Origin of the sequence: Pedobacter ghigonis (assembly GCF_903166585.1) — a bacterium.
GTDB lineage: Bacteria > Bacteroidota > Bacteroidia > Sphingobacteriales > Sphingobacteriaceae > Pedobacter > Pedobacter ghigonis.
Genome location: NZ_CAESCM010000009.1, coordinates 147,123 through 166,041, shown reverse-complemented (window position 1 = coordinate 166,041; position 18,919 = coordinate 147,123). Strand labels below are relative to the sequence as shown.

The window sequence follows — 18,919 nt, the reverse complement described above, 5'->3', positions numbered from 1 at the left end:
TAATGAGAAAGATAAAAACATATAAAACCGCCATATATACCGGAGTAATGCTTCTTCTTGTTGGAGCAACATCCTGCAAGAAAGAATTTTTGCAGGTAACCCCTACACAGCAAATAAATGCTAAAGATGCTTTTTCATCAGGAGCAAAAATACAGGCAGCCATGACTGGTATTTATGATCTGACTACCTTTTCGGGTTACACTAATAATATGATATTAAGTGCCGATGTTAAGGGTAACGATGTGATGATTGTGAGCGGTGCTGGAAATTATAACCGGTTTGTAGCACAATATCAGTTTGTAGAAACAGTAAACAATGGCGATGTCTATGCCTGGTGGCAGTACAGTTATAAAGTAATTTCAAATGCGAACCAGTTTGTAGTGAACATCCCGGATGCACCTATAACCGATGCCTTAAAAACAGAATATCTGGCCGAAGCGCGAGCGTTAAGAGCTTACACTTATTTTTGGTTGGTACGTTGGTTTGCACAACCTTATGCCGTGAATCCTGACGCCCTTGGTGTACCGATTTTAAGGAAACCTTTAGGTCCGGATGAAACATCACCTGCCAGAGACAAAGTAAAAGATGTGTATGCTTTCATTATTGATGATTTGAAATATGCCGAAACGAACTTGCCAACAGCAGGCCGAACCAGTATTTACAGGATGAGTGTTCCTGCAATACAAGGCATGTTAGCTCGTGTTTATTTAAACATGGGTAATTGGGCCGAAGCCAGCCGCTACGCTAAGTTAGCCCGTGCAGCAAAGCCATTAAGTACCGCCGCTGCATTGTTAACCGGCTTTAACAATCCAACTAGCGAGTGGATTTATGCTATCAATGTAAGAACAGATGATAACCAGGGTTTCCTTGCAGTATCATCATTTTACGATCCTTACGATTCTGGTTATTCGAGTTTTAGGGTTACTGATGATTTCTTTAATTCTTTTGCCGCAAACGATGAGCGTAAAAAACAGTTTCTGGTTAAAAGCAGCCCGGGAGCAGCAGCTAGCACAGGCGCTTACAAAAGAAGAGGAGAGGGATATCTGATCAATAAATTCGACTTTACAACTACTCCTGCTAATAATCAGGTGCTAATCCGGTCTTCAGAGATGTATTTAATAGAGGCAGAAGCAGAAGCCAGATTAAATAACGAACCTGCCGCTAAACAAGCTTTATTGGCTATTCAACAACGTGCTGGTGTAGCTACTGTTGTTTCGACAAACACAGGCAATGCCTTAATTGAAGAAATACTGTTGGAGCGTAATAAAGAATTATATGGCGAAGGACATAAGTTCTTTGATTTGTTGCGTACGAAAAAAGGTGTCGACAGAACCGGCTCTACCGTGCACTGGAAAATTGTAAACTTTCCGTCTGGTGATAACAGATTGGTTTCTCCGATTCCTCAGTTAGAGCTGGATGCTAATCCGGTTTTAAAACCTCAGCAAAACCCAGGTTATTAATCCATTTCTGCTGAATTAAATTCAGTTTACAGCCCTTTCCAAAACCAATTGGAAAGGGCTTTTTTGTTGGAGTATCACATTTTAGTTACCTGATAATTATGGTGTTATCGGCATATTATTATTCTGCGTTGTAGCCGATCTTTAATAAAAAAACACAGATAGTTATGAAACTAAAAGCTTTGGTGATTCTATTACTAGGTATTACAATCACAAATAATGTTTTAGCAGCGGAAAAACCCACTGCAAGCCATAAATCGGTTATTAATTACTTTATGGATAGCTATATGAATTCTGACTACAAGAAGTTAAAAGCTGTTTTAAGTGATGATGCCGTATTTACATCGAACAGGGATGTGAGGGTGATAAAGCACAAAGCAAGTGAGGTTCTGGCTCAAATGAAAAAAGATGAAGGCGTAATACAAAAAGACTGTAACATCAGCTCTACCATCGTTTCTGAAACAGATGCGTTGGTTATTGCCCGTGTAGATGTAAATTACGAGCTGTTTGATGGTGCACAACAGAACTTTGTAATTATGGAGAAAAATAAAGAAGGAGAGTGGAAAATTACTCAGGTATACAAAGTTTTCGTTACCAGCGAAAGCCAGGCTAAAAAACTGGTTTAAATTTTAGTTTTATGTTAAATGCAAAAAAGGCCTGGTGTAAAAACCGGGCCTTTCGTATTTAAAGTTATGCTGATCTTAAAAGTTTATCGGCAATTCTATTTGTGTTTTATCCCAGCCGGCAATCAGGGTGGCGCCTTCGGTTGCGGGGGTAAAAGTTAAAGAGAAATATTCTATTGGTTTAGCCAAAGTTTTAACCGGAACATTTACCCTTACGATATCTTTAGCCTGGTTATAGCTAAATGCTCCCCATTTATCTGTTTCACTATTAATAATAATGGTCCAGGTATCTTTATTAGGGATGGCAAATAAGCTATAAGTGCCTGCTTTGATTTTCTTTCCGCCTATGTTTACCTTTTTAAAGAAACGGATCTCGGTGCTTTCGTTGGCACCAAAACGCCAAACCGTTCCGTACTGCTCTAAAACACCAAAAATATCGCGCCCTTTTTTCTGTGGACGGGAATAAACAACCTTAATTACCGGTTTTGTTAAATCGCCGGCTTTTGCTTTTGGTGCATTTAAGGGAAAATATACAATATCTGCAGGACTAGAGTCTGCAGCCGGGAATTTTACTTCTGTGGCCTGTTGAGCCTTTGCACTAAAGCATATAAGAGCGAAAACAACAATGAATATATGTTTCATCTGCTGTGAATTAAGACGTAACCTATAAAGCGCATCAGCACTTTAGGGCTTATACGTAAATAAAAATGAATTAGTATTTTCTACCTTTAACGATAGCGTTTAAAAATAAGCCTGCTGTTAACAAACCTAAAACACCACCTAATAAAGCGAAAATGTAGTTTTGTGTAATGATTGCTCCAGTTAAAACTCCGAAGAATAAACCTAAAGCATAATATAACCAGTTAAAATTATTGCTGCTGTTCTCTTGTACACTCATGTTTTTTATTATTTGGAGGCAAAGTTAATATTTATTTTAAATTTTAATTTGTGATTAGCACCAATATTCCAATTAATTATCAATTCGGTCTAATTTATAACCCTTGTTTTTTAAATAGCCAATGAGTTCGGGTAAACGGTTATAAAATTTATCAGTTCTTCGGGCATCAGTGCCGATGTGCAACAACAAAATAAATCCATTTAAACCATTTGGCTTTGTCTCGTTAAAAGTGGTGATTGATCGATATATTTCTTCGCTGGTGCGATAACTTTTTCCCATTTGCGGGTAGGTGTAATCGGCGTTCGACCGCGTTCCGGGCGTAAAGTTAACCAGTTGCAAACCTTGCTCATTTGTCCAGTTGGCAATGGTTTGGTTATACCACTCATATGGAGGTAAAAAATACCGTGCTGCTTGTTTGCTTATACCAAAAGCCTCCATGGCATTATAATTGGCTTTTAGATCGTTTACAAATGTGGCTTGGGTTAGCAGTAAACTATCACGTTTCTCCCAATCGCAGTATAACAGGTGTTTATCTGAATGCGGGCCCAAATAATGCCCATCTTTTTTGAGACCTTTAATCAGGGCGCTGAAGTTTTTGTTCCGGTAAAAATTTCCGGTTAAAAAGAATGATGCTTTTACCCCTTCCTGTGCTAATACTGTCCTGATTTTTTCTCCGCCATTGGCAAATTCATCACCAGTAAAAACCAAATGTATTTTCTTTTGTGTAGAATCGCGGCGGATGATTGCGCCCAGACTTTTAGTTTTATGGTCAGTAGATTTAGCCTGGGCTGCCTTGGCTGCCAGCAAATAGATTAGCGATGCTGTGCCGTCCATAGTAGGTTCGTTGGTGCTGTAATCGCCATAGTCATCATGGTAAACCGCTAAATCACTTTGAAAATCAGCGTATTCATCTGCTTCGTTTAATTTAATGCCAATCAGCCCCTTGTAAATGTTGGTGTAAACAGGGCCGTCAACTAATCCGCCGTCAATCGGATAATTTTTCAAATGGGTAAAGGCCGAATGTGGATCGATTGGCGTATCGCCCCATTGTGGGAGGCCGTAAACCATACTGGTGCCCCAGGGATTGCAGCCAAAAATCCAGTCGAAATTGGCTTGCGCCAGTTCAGCAAAAGTATTATCGCCACTTAATGCTGCATACCAGTTACATTGCATAGCAAAAGCAACCATTAAATTGTTGCTGCACCAGATAAAGGGGATGCCGCGGTAAAAAGCATTGTTTTTGGCCCGGTTCCATACCTGTTCTATACCTGTTTTATAGTATCCTGTGGTTGTACCTTCGCCCTGTTTAGCCACTTCGTAATGACCCAAATTGATAAAAGGGTAGTACTGATAGTGTGCTGCAGTATCTTTCTGGAACCAGGGCGTAACGGTTTCATGTTTGGCATACTTTAAGGCAAGCCTGGCCTTATTCCGGTCGGGTTTTTCTTTGCCAAAGTTAAACGACGCTTCGGCGAGCTCCATATCGTCGATCCAATTGTCTTCAGCATAAATGTAAGGCGATTTTACCGAAACAGTTTGGGTTACACCCGGTTTCAGTAAAGCATAGCGATAGGCACTCAGGGCTTTATGAGTTAGTGTTTGGGCATATTGTTGATCTATACCTTTAAACAATACGGCACCCAGGTTAAAAGCGCTTGTAAATTTAGCTGCTGTAGAGCTTGTGCCGGTGGTGTTGTTCATCAGTTTACCACGCTGTTGAGGTTCGCCGGTTATAAAATACAAGGGGCGCTCGAAACCTTTGCCATATTGATTATCTTCTTTTGGAATGCGCATGCTGATGTGATCGCGATCATCGGCCAGCTGATTAAACATGACGTTCTGCTTCGGATGCATTTTCAGCAACCAGTCAAGTCCCCATTTGGCTTCATCTAAAACATCGGCCTTCCCATTTTTTCCATCCAGGCCATTGGCTTGTTGGGTATCGCCAAAAACCTGAGGAAAATCGCGATAAGCCATTAACAGGTGGTAAGTGGCATTTGCCGATGTGGTTGCGTATTGCAGGTAGTCACTGGCATCATGCCAGCCACCCGAGGCATCGAAATGGGTACTATCTTTAATCCCTGCTTTGGTGCCGTAAAGCACAAAACCATCGTGTGTATGGCAGCTGTCTTTTAAATAAGGATTAAATCCGCTGCGTTGCTGTCGCATATAGCGTAAACAAAAGTCGGCAGCTCCTTTGTAAACATCATTATTAATTAACAGCAGGGGCGAAGTGGCTCCGGCGGCACGGATATAAAATCTACCCTTCCTTTCAAAATCGCTAAAAGTTAACCGGGCGGTTTGTTTAAAAGGCCCGTAGCTACCAAAGCTTTTAATATTGGTTGAGGAATATACAACAGCATTTGTTTCCTGTTCCAGGATTTCGAAGCGATTAGGTATCTGATCTGTTTTACTTGCCCATACGGCTACTTTAATGCTTTCTGTTGGGTAACCAAGCAAATTTATCCTGATCCAGGCCGCTTCATTCCGGTGTCTTCTAACGTTGAAGGCATATAGAATCAAACAGATACCTAATGCTGTTATGGTGGCGAAGAATTTATTTTTCATGCTTTAAGGAGGATAATTGCATTTAAAATTAGGGTTTTATCAAGATAATGTAAAAGAAGTACATAAACACTTGCAAGTTAATCAATCGTTTGATTAATTTTGTGTCGTCAAAAAGAAAATGAAAACAGAAAAAGTAGATAAAAGACAGGCCATTTTGGAAGCAGCAGAAAAGCTGTTTTGCGAAACGGGGTACGAGGGAACTTCTACCCGCCAGATTTCAAAGGAATCGGGAGCGAACATGGCCATGATAAATTATTATTTCGGTTCGAAAGAAGGGGTTTTTGTAGAGATAATGAACGAGCGTATTGCCAGTTTCGCATCTCAGCTAAAAATCATTAACGAGGATAAGATATCAGCAATTGAAAAACTTCATAAAGTTATTGAAGGTTATGTAAACCGGATCCTGAACAATACTGCCTTTCATAAAATGATGCACCGGGAGTTGTCTTTAACCCAGCGGCCAGAGATGTACGATAAAATTAAAGATGCTATGGGGCAGAATATGCAGCTGATTGATCGCATCATTACCGATGGGATTGAGGATGGTTCTTTTAACAAGGATGTTGATGTGCGCATGATCATTGCAACCATTATGGGAACGATTTCCAATGTTGTAATCGCGCCGAATAAAATCCTATCCTGCTCTAACTTCGATCTGAACAATCCGAAAGACAAAAAAATGATTAAGGAGCGGGCCATAACCCACTTGCAACACCTAACAAAAGTTTATTTAACAACGAAAAGATGATACCCAAATCAATAAGATTAATGCTTGTGGCATCATTAGTTCCGGCGGCTTTATTTGCACAAGGCAGCAAGGAATTAAATATTAATCAGGCAATAGAACTTGGCATAGCCAATAGTAAAAACTTAAAACTCTCGCAGAACAAAATTGATGAGGCGGTTGCACAACTGGCCGTGGTAAAAGATAATGCTTTACCTACTGCTAACGCCAGCTTTATGTACAATCATGCCGAAATCCCGACCACCACTTTTACCTTACCGGGAAGCGAATCTTCGTTTCACCTCCCTAAAAGAGCCGATGCTTTTGTAGGAACAGCTGCGGTACAAGAGTTGGTTTACGGTGGTGGTAAATTAAAGTATGCCAAAGAATCAACTAAACTCCTGGCCGACGTGGCCCGTTTAGATGCCGATAAAAGCAAAGAGGAAATTACCTACGCTGTAATTAATACTTATTATGCTTTGTATAAAGTTTTGCAGAGCAGAAAAGTGGTTGATCAGAATTTAGAGGCCATTGCAGCCCAGATTAAGCAGGCACAGCGTTTCTTTGAGCAAGGTATTGTAACCAAAAACGATGTATTGCGTTTTCAGTTGCAGCAGGCCAATGTTACGCTTACGCAAATGGATATCGAAAGCAACCGCAAGGTAATTAATTACAATTTAGATATCCTTTTGGGTTTACCAGAAGATACTGAAATTAAAATTACCGATCCGAGCGCTGGTTTAAAAGCGGCAGGTTCGCTTAACGAGTATATTGGTTTAGCTATGGCCAACCGCCAGGAACTAAAACAACTTGATGTACAAGATAAGGTTGCCGGTTTTAACATCAAAACTATTAAGGCTAACACTTTGCCTACAGTAGGTGTAGGAGCAAATCTTTACTATATTAACCCAAGTGGCAATTTTATTCCGCCAACAAATCAGTACTTAATGCCGGTAACTTTGGGTGCTACCATTTCGTGGAACATTGGTAACCTCTGGACCAATAAAAACAAAGTAAGCGAGGCTAAAATCCAGCAGAACGCCATTAGCATTCAGAAAGATATTTTATCAGATCAGGTAAAAACCGATATCAATAAGAACTTTCAGAGCTATCAGGTAGCCGTAAATAAAATTCAGGTTTTAGAAACTTCTATTTCGCAGGCTACAGAGAACGATAAATTACTGGCTTCGAAATACAAAAACAATGTGGCTTCTGTTACCGATCGTATCGATGCAGAAACCTTATTGTACCAGGCAAAAATAAACTTAGAAATAGCAAAAGCCGACGCTGGTTTGGCTTACTATACCTTATTAAAATCAACAGGAAAAATAACGCAATAAATACAGCAATGACAACTGAAAAGAAAAAAAAGAGCCTAGTAGTACCCATAATTTTAGGCGTTTTACTAGTAATAGGTGCCGTTTTCGGTATCACAGAGTGGAATTATTATAGCAAACACGTAGATACAGACGATGCACAGATTGATGGTGACATCAGTCCGGTTGTTGCCCGTGTTGGCGGTTATGTTAAGGACATTAATTTCGAAGAAAATACCCACGTAACCGAAGGTCAGGTTTTGGTTAAACTTGATGATAACGATTACAAAGTGAAATTAGAACAGGCGCAATCGGGCCAGAAAGGCGCAAGTGCCGGTGTTGGTGTAGCGCAATCGCAGATTATTGCTACACAAGCTAATACGAGTACAGCTAAAGCCAATGTAGAAACTGCAAGGGCTAATGTTCAATCGGCAAATGTTAAATTAATTTTAGCGCAGAAAGATTTTGCACGCTATGCAAACCTGGTAAAAGATGGTTCGATCACTCAACAGGCTTTCGATCAGTCAAAGGCTTCAAAAGAAGCGGCAGAAGCAGCAAAGCAAGCAGCACAAGCAGCCTATCAGGCAGCTCAGGATCAATATAATGCTGCGGTTAAACAAGTAGGTACCACCCAATCACAACTGGCAGTTAGCAGCAATGTCATCAGTCAGCGCCAAAGCGATATCGATTTTGCTACCTTACAACTTTCATATACCGATATTAAAGCACCGGCTTCTGGTATTGTTTCTAAAAAGAATGTACAAAAAGGTCAGTTGGTACAAGCTGGTCAGTCGTTATTCTCGGTAGTAAACGACGGCAGCATTTACGTTACAGCCAATTTTAAAGAAACCCAGTTGGAGAAAATCAAATCAGGCTCAAAAGTAGAGATTGAAGTAGATGCTTATCCTGACGAAAAAATTGAAGGTGAAGTATATAATTTTGCACCGATTACAGGCGCTAAAGGCTCTTTATTGCCTCCTGACAATGCTACTGGTAACTTCGTTAAAGTTGTACAACGTGTTCCGGTAAAAATCAAAATCCATCCATCAAAAGAATTGCTGGCTAAATTACGCCCGGGTATGAGCGTTAAAGCTTCAGTTTCTGTTAATTAATATTTAAAATGGCCGAAGTAGGTTTAAAAAAGTGGATTATTACCTTTACGGTGATCACGGCTTCGTTATTGGAGCTGATTGATACGACCATCGTAAACGTAGCTATTCCACAAATACAGGGAAACCTGGGCGCCACGCTGGAGGATGTGGCCTGGCTTTCCACCGGCTATGCGGTAGCAAACGTTATCGTATTGCCAATGTCGGGCTGGTTGGGTAACCGGTTTGGCAGGAAAAATTATTTTCTTACCTCCATTATTGTTTTCACACTGGTTTCGTTTCTGTGCGGAAACGCAACCTCATTAAATGAACTTATTTTATTCAGGATTATACAAGGTTTGGCCGGAGGGGGGTTAATATCAACTGCACAAGCCATCTTAATCGAAACCTGGCCACGTGAAGATGTGGGGATTGCAACCGCCCTTTTCGGTTTGGGAGCAGTAGTTGGACCAACTGTTGGGCCAACCATTGGTGGTTATATTCTGGATATCAGTTCGTGGCCATGGATTTTTTATGTAAACATTCCCGTCGGGATACTGGCGGCCTACTGTACCTACACCTTTGTGCGCGCCACCCCTAAAGAAGGGCAGGGTCAACCTGTCGATTGGTGGGGGATAGCCTTATTGGCTATTGCAGTAGGTAGTTTACAAACCGTTTTAGAAAAAGGAGAGAGCGAAGACTGGTTTGCCACACCATACATTACAGCTTTGGCAGCAGCAGCAGTATTTGGTTTATTGCTTTTCATCTGGCGCGAAATGAGTACCGACCACCCCATTGTGAACTTTAAAATTATGCGTCACCGTAGTTTTGCGGTGGGTATGTTTACCTCTTTCATCCTGGGCTTTGGTTTATACGGATCGGTGTTTATTTTCCCGGTGTTCTGTCAGAACCTGTTGGGTTTCTCGGCTTTGCAAACAGGCGAATTGCTGTTCCCGGGTGGTTTATGTACCATCGTAATGATGCCGTTTATTGGTATTATGCTTAAAAAAGGAGTGCCGGCACAATTTATGGCCACCTTTGGTATGCTCGCTTTCTTTATTTTCTGTTGGATGTTGAGTAAATCAACCTTGCAATCGGGAACTGGCGATTTCTTCCTACCATTGGTCATCCGAGGTGTAGGTATGGCACTTTTATTCGTACCCTTAACTACTTTGGCTATCCAGGATTTAAAAGGCCCTGAAATTGGTCAGGGATCGGGTTTAAATAATATGATGCGCCAGTTGGGTGGTTCGTTTGGTATTGCCGCTTTAACCACATTGATCCACATTCGTTCGGGTTTTCACAGAAGTAATTTGTTAACCAATCTGAACGATTATAACCCTGCATTTGTAGAGCGTTTTAATGGTTTAATCAGAGGGTTTATGGCAAAAGGACAAAGTTTGTTCGATGCTAAAATTATGGCTGCAAAAGCGATGGAAGGAATCGTTACGAGACAAACAATGTTACTTACTTATGACGATGCATATTGGGTTGCCGGATTGATTATGTTGTTCTCAATTCCTTTGCTTTATCTTCAAAAGTTTAAGAAAAATGCAAACATTCCGACAGATGTGCATTAAAATTCGCAAAGAAACAGCCTAAATATTTGCAAAAAACAAAAACAGCCGGTGTATTTTATTACATCGGCTGTTTTAACCCAAAAAATTAACAATCAATGCAATGCCCTTAAACATTGCAAATGTTCTTACTCAACCACATGGTGGCCAAATAAGATTCTAAAATTAAAATTTATTCTACAATTTTCCAAATTGTAAGCCTTAGAATTTTAATACCTTACGCATTTTTTGTAGTATTACGGGATACAAAACTATTGCATAAGCTATGCCTAAACTTCGTTTAACTACGCAACGAGAATCTATTTTTAATAATGAGGTAATCTCAAAATTCGAACTCTTTAACAGTTTATTTCTCACCTTGCCTTTTTACAAAATTAAAGACACCGGTACCTTGCTTCCGCTGTTTTTTAAGAGCTGTGAAGAAGGCATTGCAAACGGAGAAAAACCTGCACAGATTATTGAAGAGTTTTTTGCCAAATACACCAGCTATACCGACCGAAAGGATATCGTAGATTTGCTTTTCAGGTTCATTCAATACATCGAGCGTCAGGTAGTACTTTTTGATGCCGTAGAAGATGCTTCTTTTACCAAGTTAAATACAACTGATGAGCAGAGTACCCTGGCTTTTATTTTAAAGAAGAATGCCGATAACAAGCCGGTATTGGCGAAAATAGAGAAACTGATAGACGAGCTTTCGCTACGCCTGGTTTTAACCGCACACCCAACACAATTTTATCCGGGCACTGTACTGGCTATTATTACCGATTTAACGCAAGCCATCCGTGATAACGACCTTACCTCAATGAACTCGCTATTGCAGCAATTGGGTAAAACGCCGTTTTTCAATAAAAAATCGCCTACACCTGTTGATGAGGCATTAAACCTGGCCTGGTTTTTAGAAAATACTTTTTATTTCGCTGCGGCGAACATTCAGGAAGAAATAGACCAGAACCTGGACGAATACAACCTTGAAACCAAAAAGATTTTAGAACTTGGTTTCTGGCCGGGAGGCGATAGGGATGGAAACCCAAATATCCATGCCGATACCACTTTAGAGGTTTCTAAAATGCTTCGTCAGATTTTGTTCCGCTGCTATTACCGCGATTTCAGGGTAATTAAACGCCGTATTACTTTCAGAGGCGTTGAAGAGAACATTGTTAAACTGCACGATGTGTTGTATAAAAATGCTTTCGATCAAACCTGCGAGCTTCAGGATATTTCAAGTGAGCTGAAAGAGAACCTGAATAAAATTAAAGACACGCTTTTAGAAGAGCATGATGGACTGTTTGTTGATCTGGTTAATGATCTGATCCGCAAAGTCGATTTGTATGGTAATTATTTTGCTTCGTTAGATATTCGTCAGGATAGCCGCGTGTTGCGTAACGTACATGCCTACTGCCGTGCAAATAAGCCGATTTCATCTTTATATCCTGCCGATTACGATAAGCTTTCGGAAACAGAGAAACTGGATCTGATTTCGTTTAAAGAAGCAACTATTGCTTATGCAAGCGAGCCCGATGCTTTAACCAAAGATACCATCGAGGTAATTAAAGAAATTAAAGGCATTCAGCAACGCAACGGCGAAAAGGCCTGCCACCGATTCATTATCAGCAACTGCCAGCAGGCAAGCGATATTCTGCAGTTGATTGAGCTTTTCCTTTGGAATGGCTGGAGCAAAGATTCGTTAACCATCGATTTTGTGCCACTTTTCGAAACCGTAAATGATTTAAAAGGTGCTGCGGCAATTATGGATACTTTGTACAGTAACCCATTCTATAAAGCACATCTGGCTAAGCGCGGTAACAAGCAGCACATTATGCTGGGTTATTCTGATAGTACCAAAGATGGAGGCTATTTAATGGCTAACTGGTCTATTTTCAACGGCAAAACATCTTTAACGGCTGTTTCGGCTAAGCACAATATTCAACTGGCCTTTTTTGATGGTCGTGGCGGTCCGCCGGCACGTGGGGGAGGTAAAACACACCGTTTCTATGCTTCAATGGGTAAAGAAATTGCCAACAAAAACATGCAGTTAACCGTGCAGGGCCAAACCATCAGTTCGCAATACGGATCGGTAGAAAGCGCTGAGTTTAATATCGAGCAATTGATTAATGCAGGTTTAACTTCGGGCTTAAAAGAGAAACATAATGTTCTTCTGGATCCGGAAAACAAAGCCTTACTTGATGAAATGGCTGAAGATGCTTATACCACATTTGTCGATTTGCGCGAACACAAGCTGTTTGTAAGCTACCTGGAGAAACTTTCACCGTTAAAACTATTATCGCAGGCCAATATCAGTAGCCGTCCGGTAAAAAGAAATGGTGGTGGTGAAATGAAACTGGAAGACTTAAGGGCAATTAGTTTTGTAACCGCCTGGAGTATGTTAAAGCAAAACGTTCCGGGTTTCTACGGAATGGGAACTGCACTTAAAAACCAGGAAAAAGCGGGTAACTGGGATAAAGTGGTTAAGGTTTACGACGAGTCTGATTATCTGAAAACGATTGTAGATAACTGTATGATGAGTATGAGCAAATCAGACTTCACCATTACAGCGCATATGGCTGCAGATAAAGAGTTTGGTGCTTTTTGGACTCAACTACACAACGAATTCGAATTAGCGAAGGAGATGCTTTTAAAACTATCTGGACAGGCAACTTTGATGGCTAATTACCCTATCGATAAAAAATCAATCGCTACGCGCGAGAAAATTATCTTGCCTTTGGTGTTGATTCAGCATTTTGCTTTAGAGAAATTACAGCATGATCAAAAAGAGAAAGATCAGCAGGCCTTAGAAAAACTGGCAGTTAGAACCGTATTTGGTATCGTAAATGCTGGAAGGAATCTGGCTTAAAGCAATTCCAAACCTCAGATCCAAACCTCACAGGTTTAATTCGTAATTTATATTGCTTTTAATGGCCTCATTGATGGCTGCGCCGTTTAAAAACCTGTGAGGTTTAAAAAAAGTATAACTAAAGGCCTGTGGCATCACAGGCCTTTTTTGTTATGCATTGTCATTCTGAACGCAGTGAAGAATCTTTTGTGTTGATCCTGTAGTTCTTGGGTTGCAGATTATTCATAAAGTATTTGATGTTTTAATAGTATTGATGCTTGCGTCACAGGTCTTCACTGCGTTCAGAATGACAAAGCCCTGCTAACTAAACCTGATTGAACGAATGCCGATTTTTTCTATCGGCAGCTGGGAAAGCAGGGCTGCAGGTGTCGATAGAAAACCGAACCTTGCTTTCCAAAAAAAAAATGATTCAGAGGTATTTATAGGTACTATATCTTAATTGCATGAAAGATGCTGAAATAAATTCAGCATGACGGAATAGTCGAAAGAGATGGTTTATAAACAAAAATTCCCTGCAGATTTTCATCTACAGGGAATTTTATATTTCGAAAAAGCCCGATTAAAGTTTAAGACGATTATCTGTCAATCGAACCCATTACTTTTTGGCCGAAAGCATTTAATGCATCTTTTTCAGCAGCACCTTCGCTTACCATCTGGTGCACTTCAAGTGCGCCGCAAATATTGGTAATCATTTCACCTGCCACATCAACTTCGTGCTCACTAACGCCTCTAAATTCGCAAAAAGCCTCTAAAACCTCTAAAGTAGTCTCCAGTTGTGCCGGAGTGGTGTTTTGAAATAATTGTCTTATAACTGGAATCTTCATTACTTTATCTTGTTAAATAGTTCAATCAAGCCTTCTGCTTTGTTGGTTTGTACCTGATCTACCAAATTGCCACCTTCAAAAGCTGCGAAAGTTGGTAAATTATCAACGTTTGCAAATTTGCGTGAGTTTGGAAGTTTTTCGGCATCAACAATCAAGAAAGCTACATCTTCATTTTCTGAAGCCAGTTTTTTAAACTTAGGTTTCATGATCCGGCAGTTACCGCACCAGGATGCAGCATACTGAACCATCACCTTTGAGTTATCGGCCAGATATTGTTGAAGATTATCTTCTGTTAATTCTAAAAACATAACGTTTTGTTTAATTAGTTAGCGGCTAAGTATTCAGCAACGCCAGTTCTGTTTGCGTTCATTGCTTCTTTACCTTCTTCCCAGTTTGCAGGACAAACTTCGCCGTGTTTCTGAACGTGTGCGTAAGCATCGATTAAACGTAAATATTCTTTAACGTTTCTGCCTAGTGGCATATCGTTTACACTTTCGTGGAAAACTTTACCAGTTTCATCGATTAAATAAGTCGCTCTGAAAGAAACATTTGAACCTGAGAAAGATTCGTTTCCTTCTTCGTCGTAATTAACTTCCTGATCTAAAATATCTAAGATACCTGATAATTGTCTGTGTGTATCAGCTAAGATTGGGTAAGTAACGCCTTCAATACCGCCGTTATCTTTTGGTGTGTTTAACCACGCGAAGTGAACTTCGTTGGTATCGCATGAAGCACCAATTACGATTGTATTTCTTTTTTCAAACTCAGGTAAAGCAGCCTGGAAAGCGTGTAATTCTGTAGGACAAACAAAAGTAAAATCTTTTGGATACCAGAATAATAACACTTTGCTATTTTTGTTTACAGCCTCTTCAAATACATTGATTTTCAAGTCATCACCCATGTCTGACATTGCATCAATACTAACACTCGGGAATTTTTTACCTACTATTGCCATAATTTTTTATCTTTTATTTTTGTGCCACAAAGGTACGGCTAAAAGCGTAGTCAATCAACCCCGATCTACTAATTGTTAATTGTATTTATTGATGCAGGTATAGATGAAAACTATATTGTTTGTGTGAAGTATAGCGGGGTTCTATTCGCGCTTTATCGTCATTTCGAGCGGAGAGCAACGCAGACGAGAAATCTACCTCGAGACAGATCTCTCCGCTCCACTGCGGTCCGGTCGAGATGACGGGATTTAAAAACTATTTCTTTAACGTATGCTCATACAGTTTAAAAATTCTTTTATATTCATCCGTCCAGCTGCTGGGTTCAACAAAGCCATGGTCTTCTACCGGGTAAACGGCAAGCTCCCAGTTGTTTTTGCCTAGTTCGATAAAGCGTTGCGTAATGCGTACAATATCCTGAAAATGAACATTTACATCAACCATTCCGTGGGCCATTAACAAGTTTCCCTTTAGTTTATCGGCAAAGTAAATCGGCGAACTTCTTTTGTAGGCAATCGGATCGTTAAAAGGCTCGTTCAGGATATTTGAGGTATAACCATGGTTGTAATGTGCCCAATCGGTAACTGAGCGTAGAGCGGCACCACTCGTGAAAACATCCGATTCGTTAAACATAGCCATTAACGTAATGAAGCCTCCATAAGAGCCTCCATATAAACCAACATGTTTTGGGTTTACGCCATATTTCTCCACTAAAAATTTAACGCCGTCTACCTGATCAGTCAGGTCTTTTCCACCCATGTGGCGGTAAATACCCGTGCGGTGATCGCGCCCATAACCCGAACTTGCAGTGTAATCGATGTCGATAACCGTATAACCATTATCAGCCAGTAAATTATTGAACATAAACTCGCGGAAATAGGTACTCCAGCCGAAATGGATATTTTGCAAATAACCTGCTCCATGCACAAAAACTACTGCCGGATGATTCGGATGCGGGTTGTCTGATTTGTAAACTCTCGCATAAACATCGGCACCATAGCGATTTTTAAAGCTAACCATATCCGGCTCGCGCCATTTGTATGAATCGAACTCGGCCGAAGTAGACTGGGTAATTTTTACTGCTTTGGCACCAGCTTTATTGGCTTGCAGGTATAATTCGCTAGGTTTATTGAGGTAAGAGTAATTTATAGCCAGGTATTTTTCATCGGGCGATAGTGTAATATCGTTCAAGCCTTTCATGCTGGTAAGCTGCACTAGCTCGCCACCATTTACCGCGATTTTAAAGAAATTGGTAATTCCTGGGTGTTCTTTATTGGCCTTGATGTAAAAGGTGCTTCTATCTTTTGATAATTGCAATGTTTGTACTTCCCATTTACCCGAGGTTAATTGTTTTTTATCCCCAGTGGCTACATTTACCACATACAAATGCGAATAACCTGTCGCCTCACTTTGGTAGTAGAAGTGGTTATTATCAATCCATCCGGTGTTACCCTGGTAATAGCTGCTAATCCCCGGGCCACCTATCCAGGCTTCATCGCGCTGGCGATCGAGCAAAGAAAGTTTGCCGGTTGTGGCGTCCAGTTTTAAAATCCAGCGGTCTTTGTTGTCGGTAGAAGTTGCAACCACGATGCCCATACTTCCGTTATCATTCCAAAGCGGGCCAAAAAGATTAACAGGCCGGTCGGCGTTTTTCTTTTTTAGTGTATCCAGTTCTTTAGGATAATCTTTCAGGTAATCGGGAAGGTCTTTTATCCCGGGTATGGTTGAAGTGAGTATGCTGTAAATCGTATCGCGCTGTGTATCGTAAATGAAAGCCTGCGATACATTTTCATTTTCGCCCACTTTTGCCCTGCCTGGAATATCTTCGGTATAACCAGAAGCGGTTACATAATTTGGAACCACAGTATTGTGGTTATTCTGTGCCGGAGTAGTTAGTTTGTAGGTAACAAAACGCCCGTCGGGACTAATTCCTAGGCTATTTAAAAAACGGTCGTCGGTATAAAGTTCTTTTAATGGTTTGTTATCGGTACCGGTAGCCGCAGATCGACCTCTTCCGCCGCGGTTGGCATTGCGCGATTCGGCGTTACGTTTCTTAATAATATCGAATAACTCCGTTTGCTGTGCTTTTAGCCATTTGTCTTGCTCAGTTGCCTGTTTCGCTTCCGATCTTCCTGGTTTTTTACCTTTAATAAAATTGGTGATCTGGCTGGTTTCGGCCGATTTCAGATTAACTTCAAACAAATTATCGCCCGCCTGGTAAATGATGTTGCTATTGTTTAAAAAAACAGGGCTATTTTCTCTTTCAAGCGTATTTGTAAGGCGCGTTTCTTTACCTGTTTTAAAGTTCTGGAGATAAATATCGCCGCTCTTTTCAACAAGGCCTAGCGAACGGTCGGCATTGTAAGTATAATTTAAGCTTAGTAATTTTTCATCTTCCTTTTCAGCCGCTTTAACAGGTTTGCTTCCTGTGGCCGAAATTTTAAAGAGCTCTTCTTTTGGTTTATTTTCAGGGTTCCAGTTAAAGTAGAGTGTTTTGCTATCGGCCGTCCAACGGAAATTGCCTGGTGCAACCCCCATCCATTTAGGGTCGCGCATTATTTTTTCTACGGTTAATGGGGCAATTTGTTGCGCAAAAGTGTATTCTCCGGTGCAGAGCAAAAGAAAGAGTAAATATTTCTTCATGAATTTTAGGTTTGGTGCAATTTAGATAATGACAAGATTAAATCGCGAAGGAAATGGAAATGTTACACCATGCAAGCGTATAAGCTGCCACGGAGGCACGGAAGTCACAGAAAAATTTTAATTGTATTACGTGCAAATCAGTGTCTCCCTGGCCAGGAAATTATCGAATTACCCTTCCGGTTTTATCTACATTCACTTTATCAAAGGGTTCCAGATACTCGTTGATGATGGTGGCAAATTCGCGTCTGGTTAAAACTTTTTTCAGGTCGTATTTGGAGCTGAGCCTATAATTCTTGTTCCATTTTTTCTGTAATTCGGCTTTTGTGGCATCAACTGATTTATTCCCTACATAACAAACCATAGAGATTGTATTTTCCAGATTGATGGGCACATTTTGATGATCGTCGAACCAGATTTGGGCTTTGTAATAATAATCTTTAATGGGTTGTTTGATTTCATCGTAGCTAACTTCTTTTTCAGGATTAAAGAAGGCTTTTCCTTGTTTTAGCTCTGCTTTTATGATTCCGGTTATCCCCACTTTTTGGATAGCAAGCCAATTCGAATCAGCCGCTTTTACATCTTCAAAAGGCATAAGTGCATGTTTGTAGCTTAATAACTCACCCTGAATCCTTTTTAAATTAGCTAAACTGGTTTTGGTATCGAAAAATGTAGCATAAGCTGCAGTTGCTCCCGCTGCCGTCCCTGTTTCGTATGAATCGGCCGGAATATAGATCAGGTTTTCCTGGTCAGGAATGAGCAGGCTGTATAGGGATAAAAAGTTTGCTCCCTTTGCTACAATACTTGCTATGCTGGTTCTGTATAGATTTTCAGTATAATTTAACGGGCGTAATGAGGCTGGATTTAATGTGCTAACCTTTAAGGCGGCAATTAGTTTATCAGGCATATCGGCCATGATCAGCACTTTTGCCCTGATGCTGAGATCTTTGTTAAGTTTCAACTCCCAGCCACTCCCTGATCTTTTAATTTCACTGTAAGGGCTGTTGTTAATTACGTTTAGAAGTAAGGTGCTATCAACGGTTATCTTCGCTGGATTTTTTTTATCTTTTTTAGGCTTCGGTAGGTTCGGGCTTTGTGCATTTTCAGTCTCTCTTTTTAAAAAAAGCTGATAAAAAGAAAGCAGAGTTTGTGGCTTGTTTGCCACGATTAACTGCTCCTTTTGAGTAAGGAGCGTAGTTTTAACACCCGATTTAAAGGATTGGAATGCAGCAGAATAGGCGGCATCGCCGTTTCCAATAACCAGTACATCTGTTTTTAGGGTTTGGGCTTGCATAACCAGGGGAATTAAGCATGCGAAAACAAAAAACAATCTTTTCATCTTTAAAATTAAAATTTGCTGCAATATGCTTTAAATGAATGAATTTTTAATGAAATGAGTTGAT

General features: G+C 40.4%; 15 protein-coding genes. 7 read left to right on the top strand and 8 right to left on the bottom strand.

From position 1 onward, the window contains the following. The first annotated feature begins 2 nt into the window (after window positions 1-2). Both HWV58_RS14380 and HWV58_RS14375 read left to right on the top strand, forming a co-directional pair. Complete coding sequence (locus HWV58_RS14380; RefSeq protein WP_175634767.1) at window positions 3-1,460, top strand: RagB/SusD family nutrient uptake outer membrane protein; 1,458 nt, start codon at window positions 3-5, stop codon at window positions 1,458-1,460. Window positions 1,461-1,624: 164 nt separating this feature from the next. Continuing rightward, window positions 1,625-2,083 carry a Cif family virulence factor gene (locus HWV58_RS14375; protein WP_175634766.1) on the top strand — a complete coding sequence of 153 codons (459 nt, stop codon included), beginning with the start codon at window positions 1,625-1,627 and terminating at the stop codon, window positions 2,081-2,083. A 75-nt stretch (window positions 2,084-2,158) separates the two neighbouring features. Here the strand turns inward: HWV58_RS14375 and HWV58_RS14370 are convergent, their stop codons facing one another. The 3 genes from HWV58_RS14370 to HWV58_RS14360 form a co-directional block, all read right to left on the bottom strand. Next, the gene (locus HWV58_RS14370; RefSeq protein ID WP_175634765.1) at window positions 2,159-2,722 is read right to left on the bottom strand and encodes a DUF2911 domain-containing protein; all 564 of its coding nucleotides are present in this window, start codon (window positions 2,720-2,722) and stop codon (window positions 2,159-2,161) included. Window positions 2,723-2,792: 70 nt separating this feature from the next. After that, window positions 2,793-2,978 (bottom strand): hypothetical protein, encoded by a 186-nt coding sequence (locus HWV58_RS14365; RefSeq protein WP_025141696.1) that lies wholly within the window; start codon window positions 2,976-2,978, stop codon window positions 2,793-2,795. A 72-nt stretch (window positions 2,979-3,050) separates the two neighbouring features. Continuing rightward, window positions 3,051-5,546, bottom strand: a complete 2,496-nt coding sequence (locus HWV58_RS14360; protein ID WP_175634764.1) for a glycoside hydrolase family 9 protein — start codon at window positions 5,544-5,546, stop codon at window positions 3,051-3,053. 118 nt (window positions 5,547-5,664) lie between these two features. On the opposite strand from HWV58_RS14360, the gene HWV58_RS14355 reads away from it, so the two are divergent. The 5 genes from HWV58_RS14355 to HWV58_RS14335 all read left to right on the top strand — a co-directional run bounded on the left by HWV58_RS14355 (window position 5,665) and on the right by HWV58_RS14335 (window position 13,102). Then, the gene (locus HWV58_RS14355) at window positions 5,665-6,294 is read left to right on the top strand and encodes a TetR/AcrR family transcriptional regulator (protein ID WP_175634763.1); all 630 of its coding nucleotides are present in this window, start codon (window positions 5,665-5,667) and stop codon (window positions 6,292-6,294) included. Then, on the top strand, window positions 6,291-7,610 hold the full coding sequence (locus HWV58_RS14350) for a TolC family protein (protein WP_175634762.1): 1,320 nt from the start codon (window positions 6,291-6,293) through the stop codon (window positions 7,608-7,610). Before HWV58_RS14355 ends, HWV58_RS14350 begins: the two co-directional genes overlap by 4 nt. A gap of 8 nt (window positions 7,611-7,618) precedes the next feature. Next, window positions 7,619-8,698: an HlyD family secretion protein gene (locus tag HWV58_RS14345; protein ID WP_175634761.1), complete on the top strand. Its 1,080-nt coding sequence runs from the start codon at window positions 7,619-7,621 to the stop codon at window positions 8,696-8,698. Window positions 8,699-8,706: 8 nt separating this feature from the next. Then, complete coding sequence (locus HWV58_RS14340; RefSeq protein ID WP_175634760.1) at window positions 8,707-10,254, top strand: DHA2 family efflux MFS transporter permease subunit; 1,548 nt, start codon at window positions 8,707-8,709, stop codon at window positions 10,252-10,254. Between the two features lie 262 nt (window positions 10,255-10,516). Continuing rightward, window positions 10,517-13,102, top strand: a complete 2,586-nt coding sequence (locus HWV58_RS14335) for a phosphoenolpyruvate carboxylase (protein ID WP_175634759.1) — start codon at window positions 10,517-10,519, stop codon at window positions 13,100-13,102. A gap of 575 nt (window positions 13,103-13,677) precedes the next feature. Here HWV58_RS14335 and HWV58_RS14330 read toward each other — a convergent pair. From HWV58_RS14330 to HWV58_RS14310, 5 genes are all read right to left on the bottom strand, one after another. Next, a complete protein-coding gene (locus HWV58_RS14330; RefSeq protein ID WP_010599336.1) occupies window positions 13,678-13,926 on the bottom strand; it encodes a DUF6952 family protein in 249 nt (82 codons plus the stop codon). Further along, window positions 13,926-14,234 carry a thioredoxin family protein gene (locus tag HWV58_RS14325; protein ID WP_109925589.1) on the bottom strand — a complete coding sequence of 103 codons (309 nt, stop codon included), beginning with the start codon at window positions 14,232-14,234 and terminating at the stop codon, window positions 13,926-13,928. Before HWV58_RS14325 ends, HWV58_RS14330 begins: the two co-directional genes overlap by 1 nt. Before the next feature lie 14 nt (window positions 14,235-14,248). Next, on the bottom strand, window positions 14,249-14,881 hold the full coding sequence (locus HWV58_RS14320; protein WP_025141704.1) for a peroxiredoxin: 633 nt from the start codon (window positions 14,879-14,881) through the stop codon (window positions 14,249-14,251). Window positions 14,882-15,134: 253 nt separating this feature from the next. Next, window positions 15,135-17,519 carry a S9 family peptidase gene (locus HWV58_RS14315; RefSeq protein ID WP_175634758.1) on the bottom strand — a complete coding sequence of 795 codons (2,385 nt, stop codon included), beginning with the start codon at window positions 17,517-17,519 and terminating at the stop codon, window positions 15,135-15,137. Between the two features lie 160 nt (window positions 17,520-17,679). Continuing rightward, complete coding sequence (locus HWV58_RS14310) at window positions 17,680-18,855, bottom strand: hypothetical protein (RefSeq protein ID WP_175634757.1); 1,176 nt, start codon at window positions 18,853-18,855, stop codon at window positions 17,680-17,682. Between the last annotated feature and the right edge of the window lie 64 nt (window positions 18,856-18,919).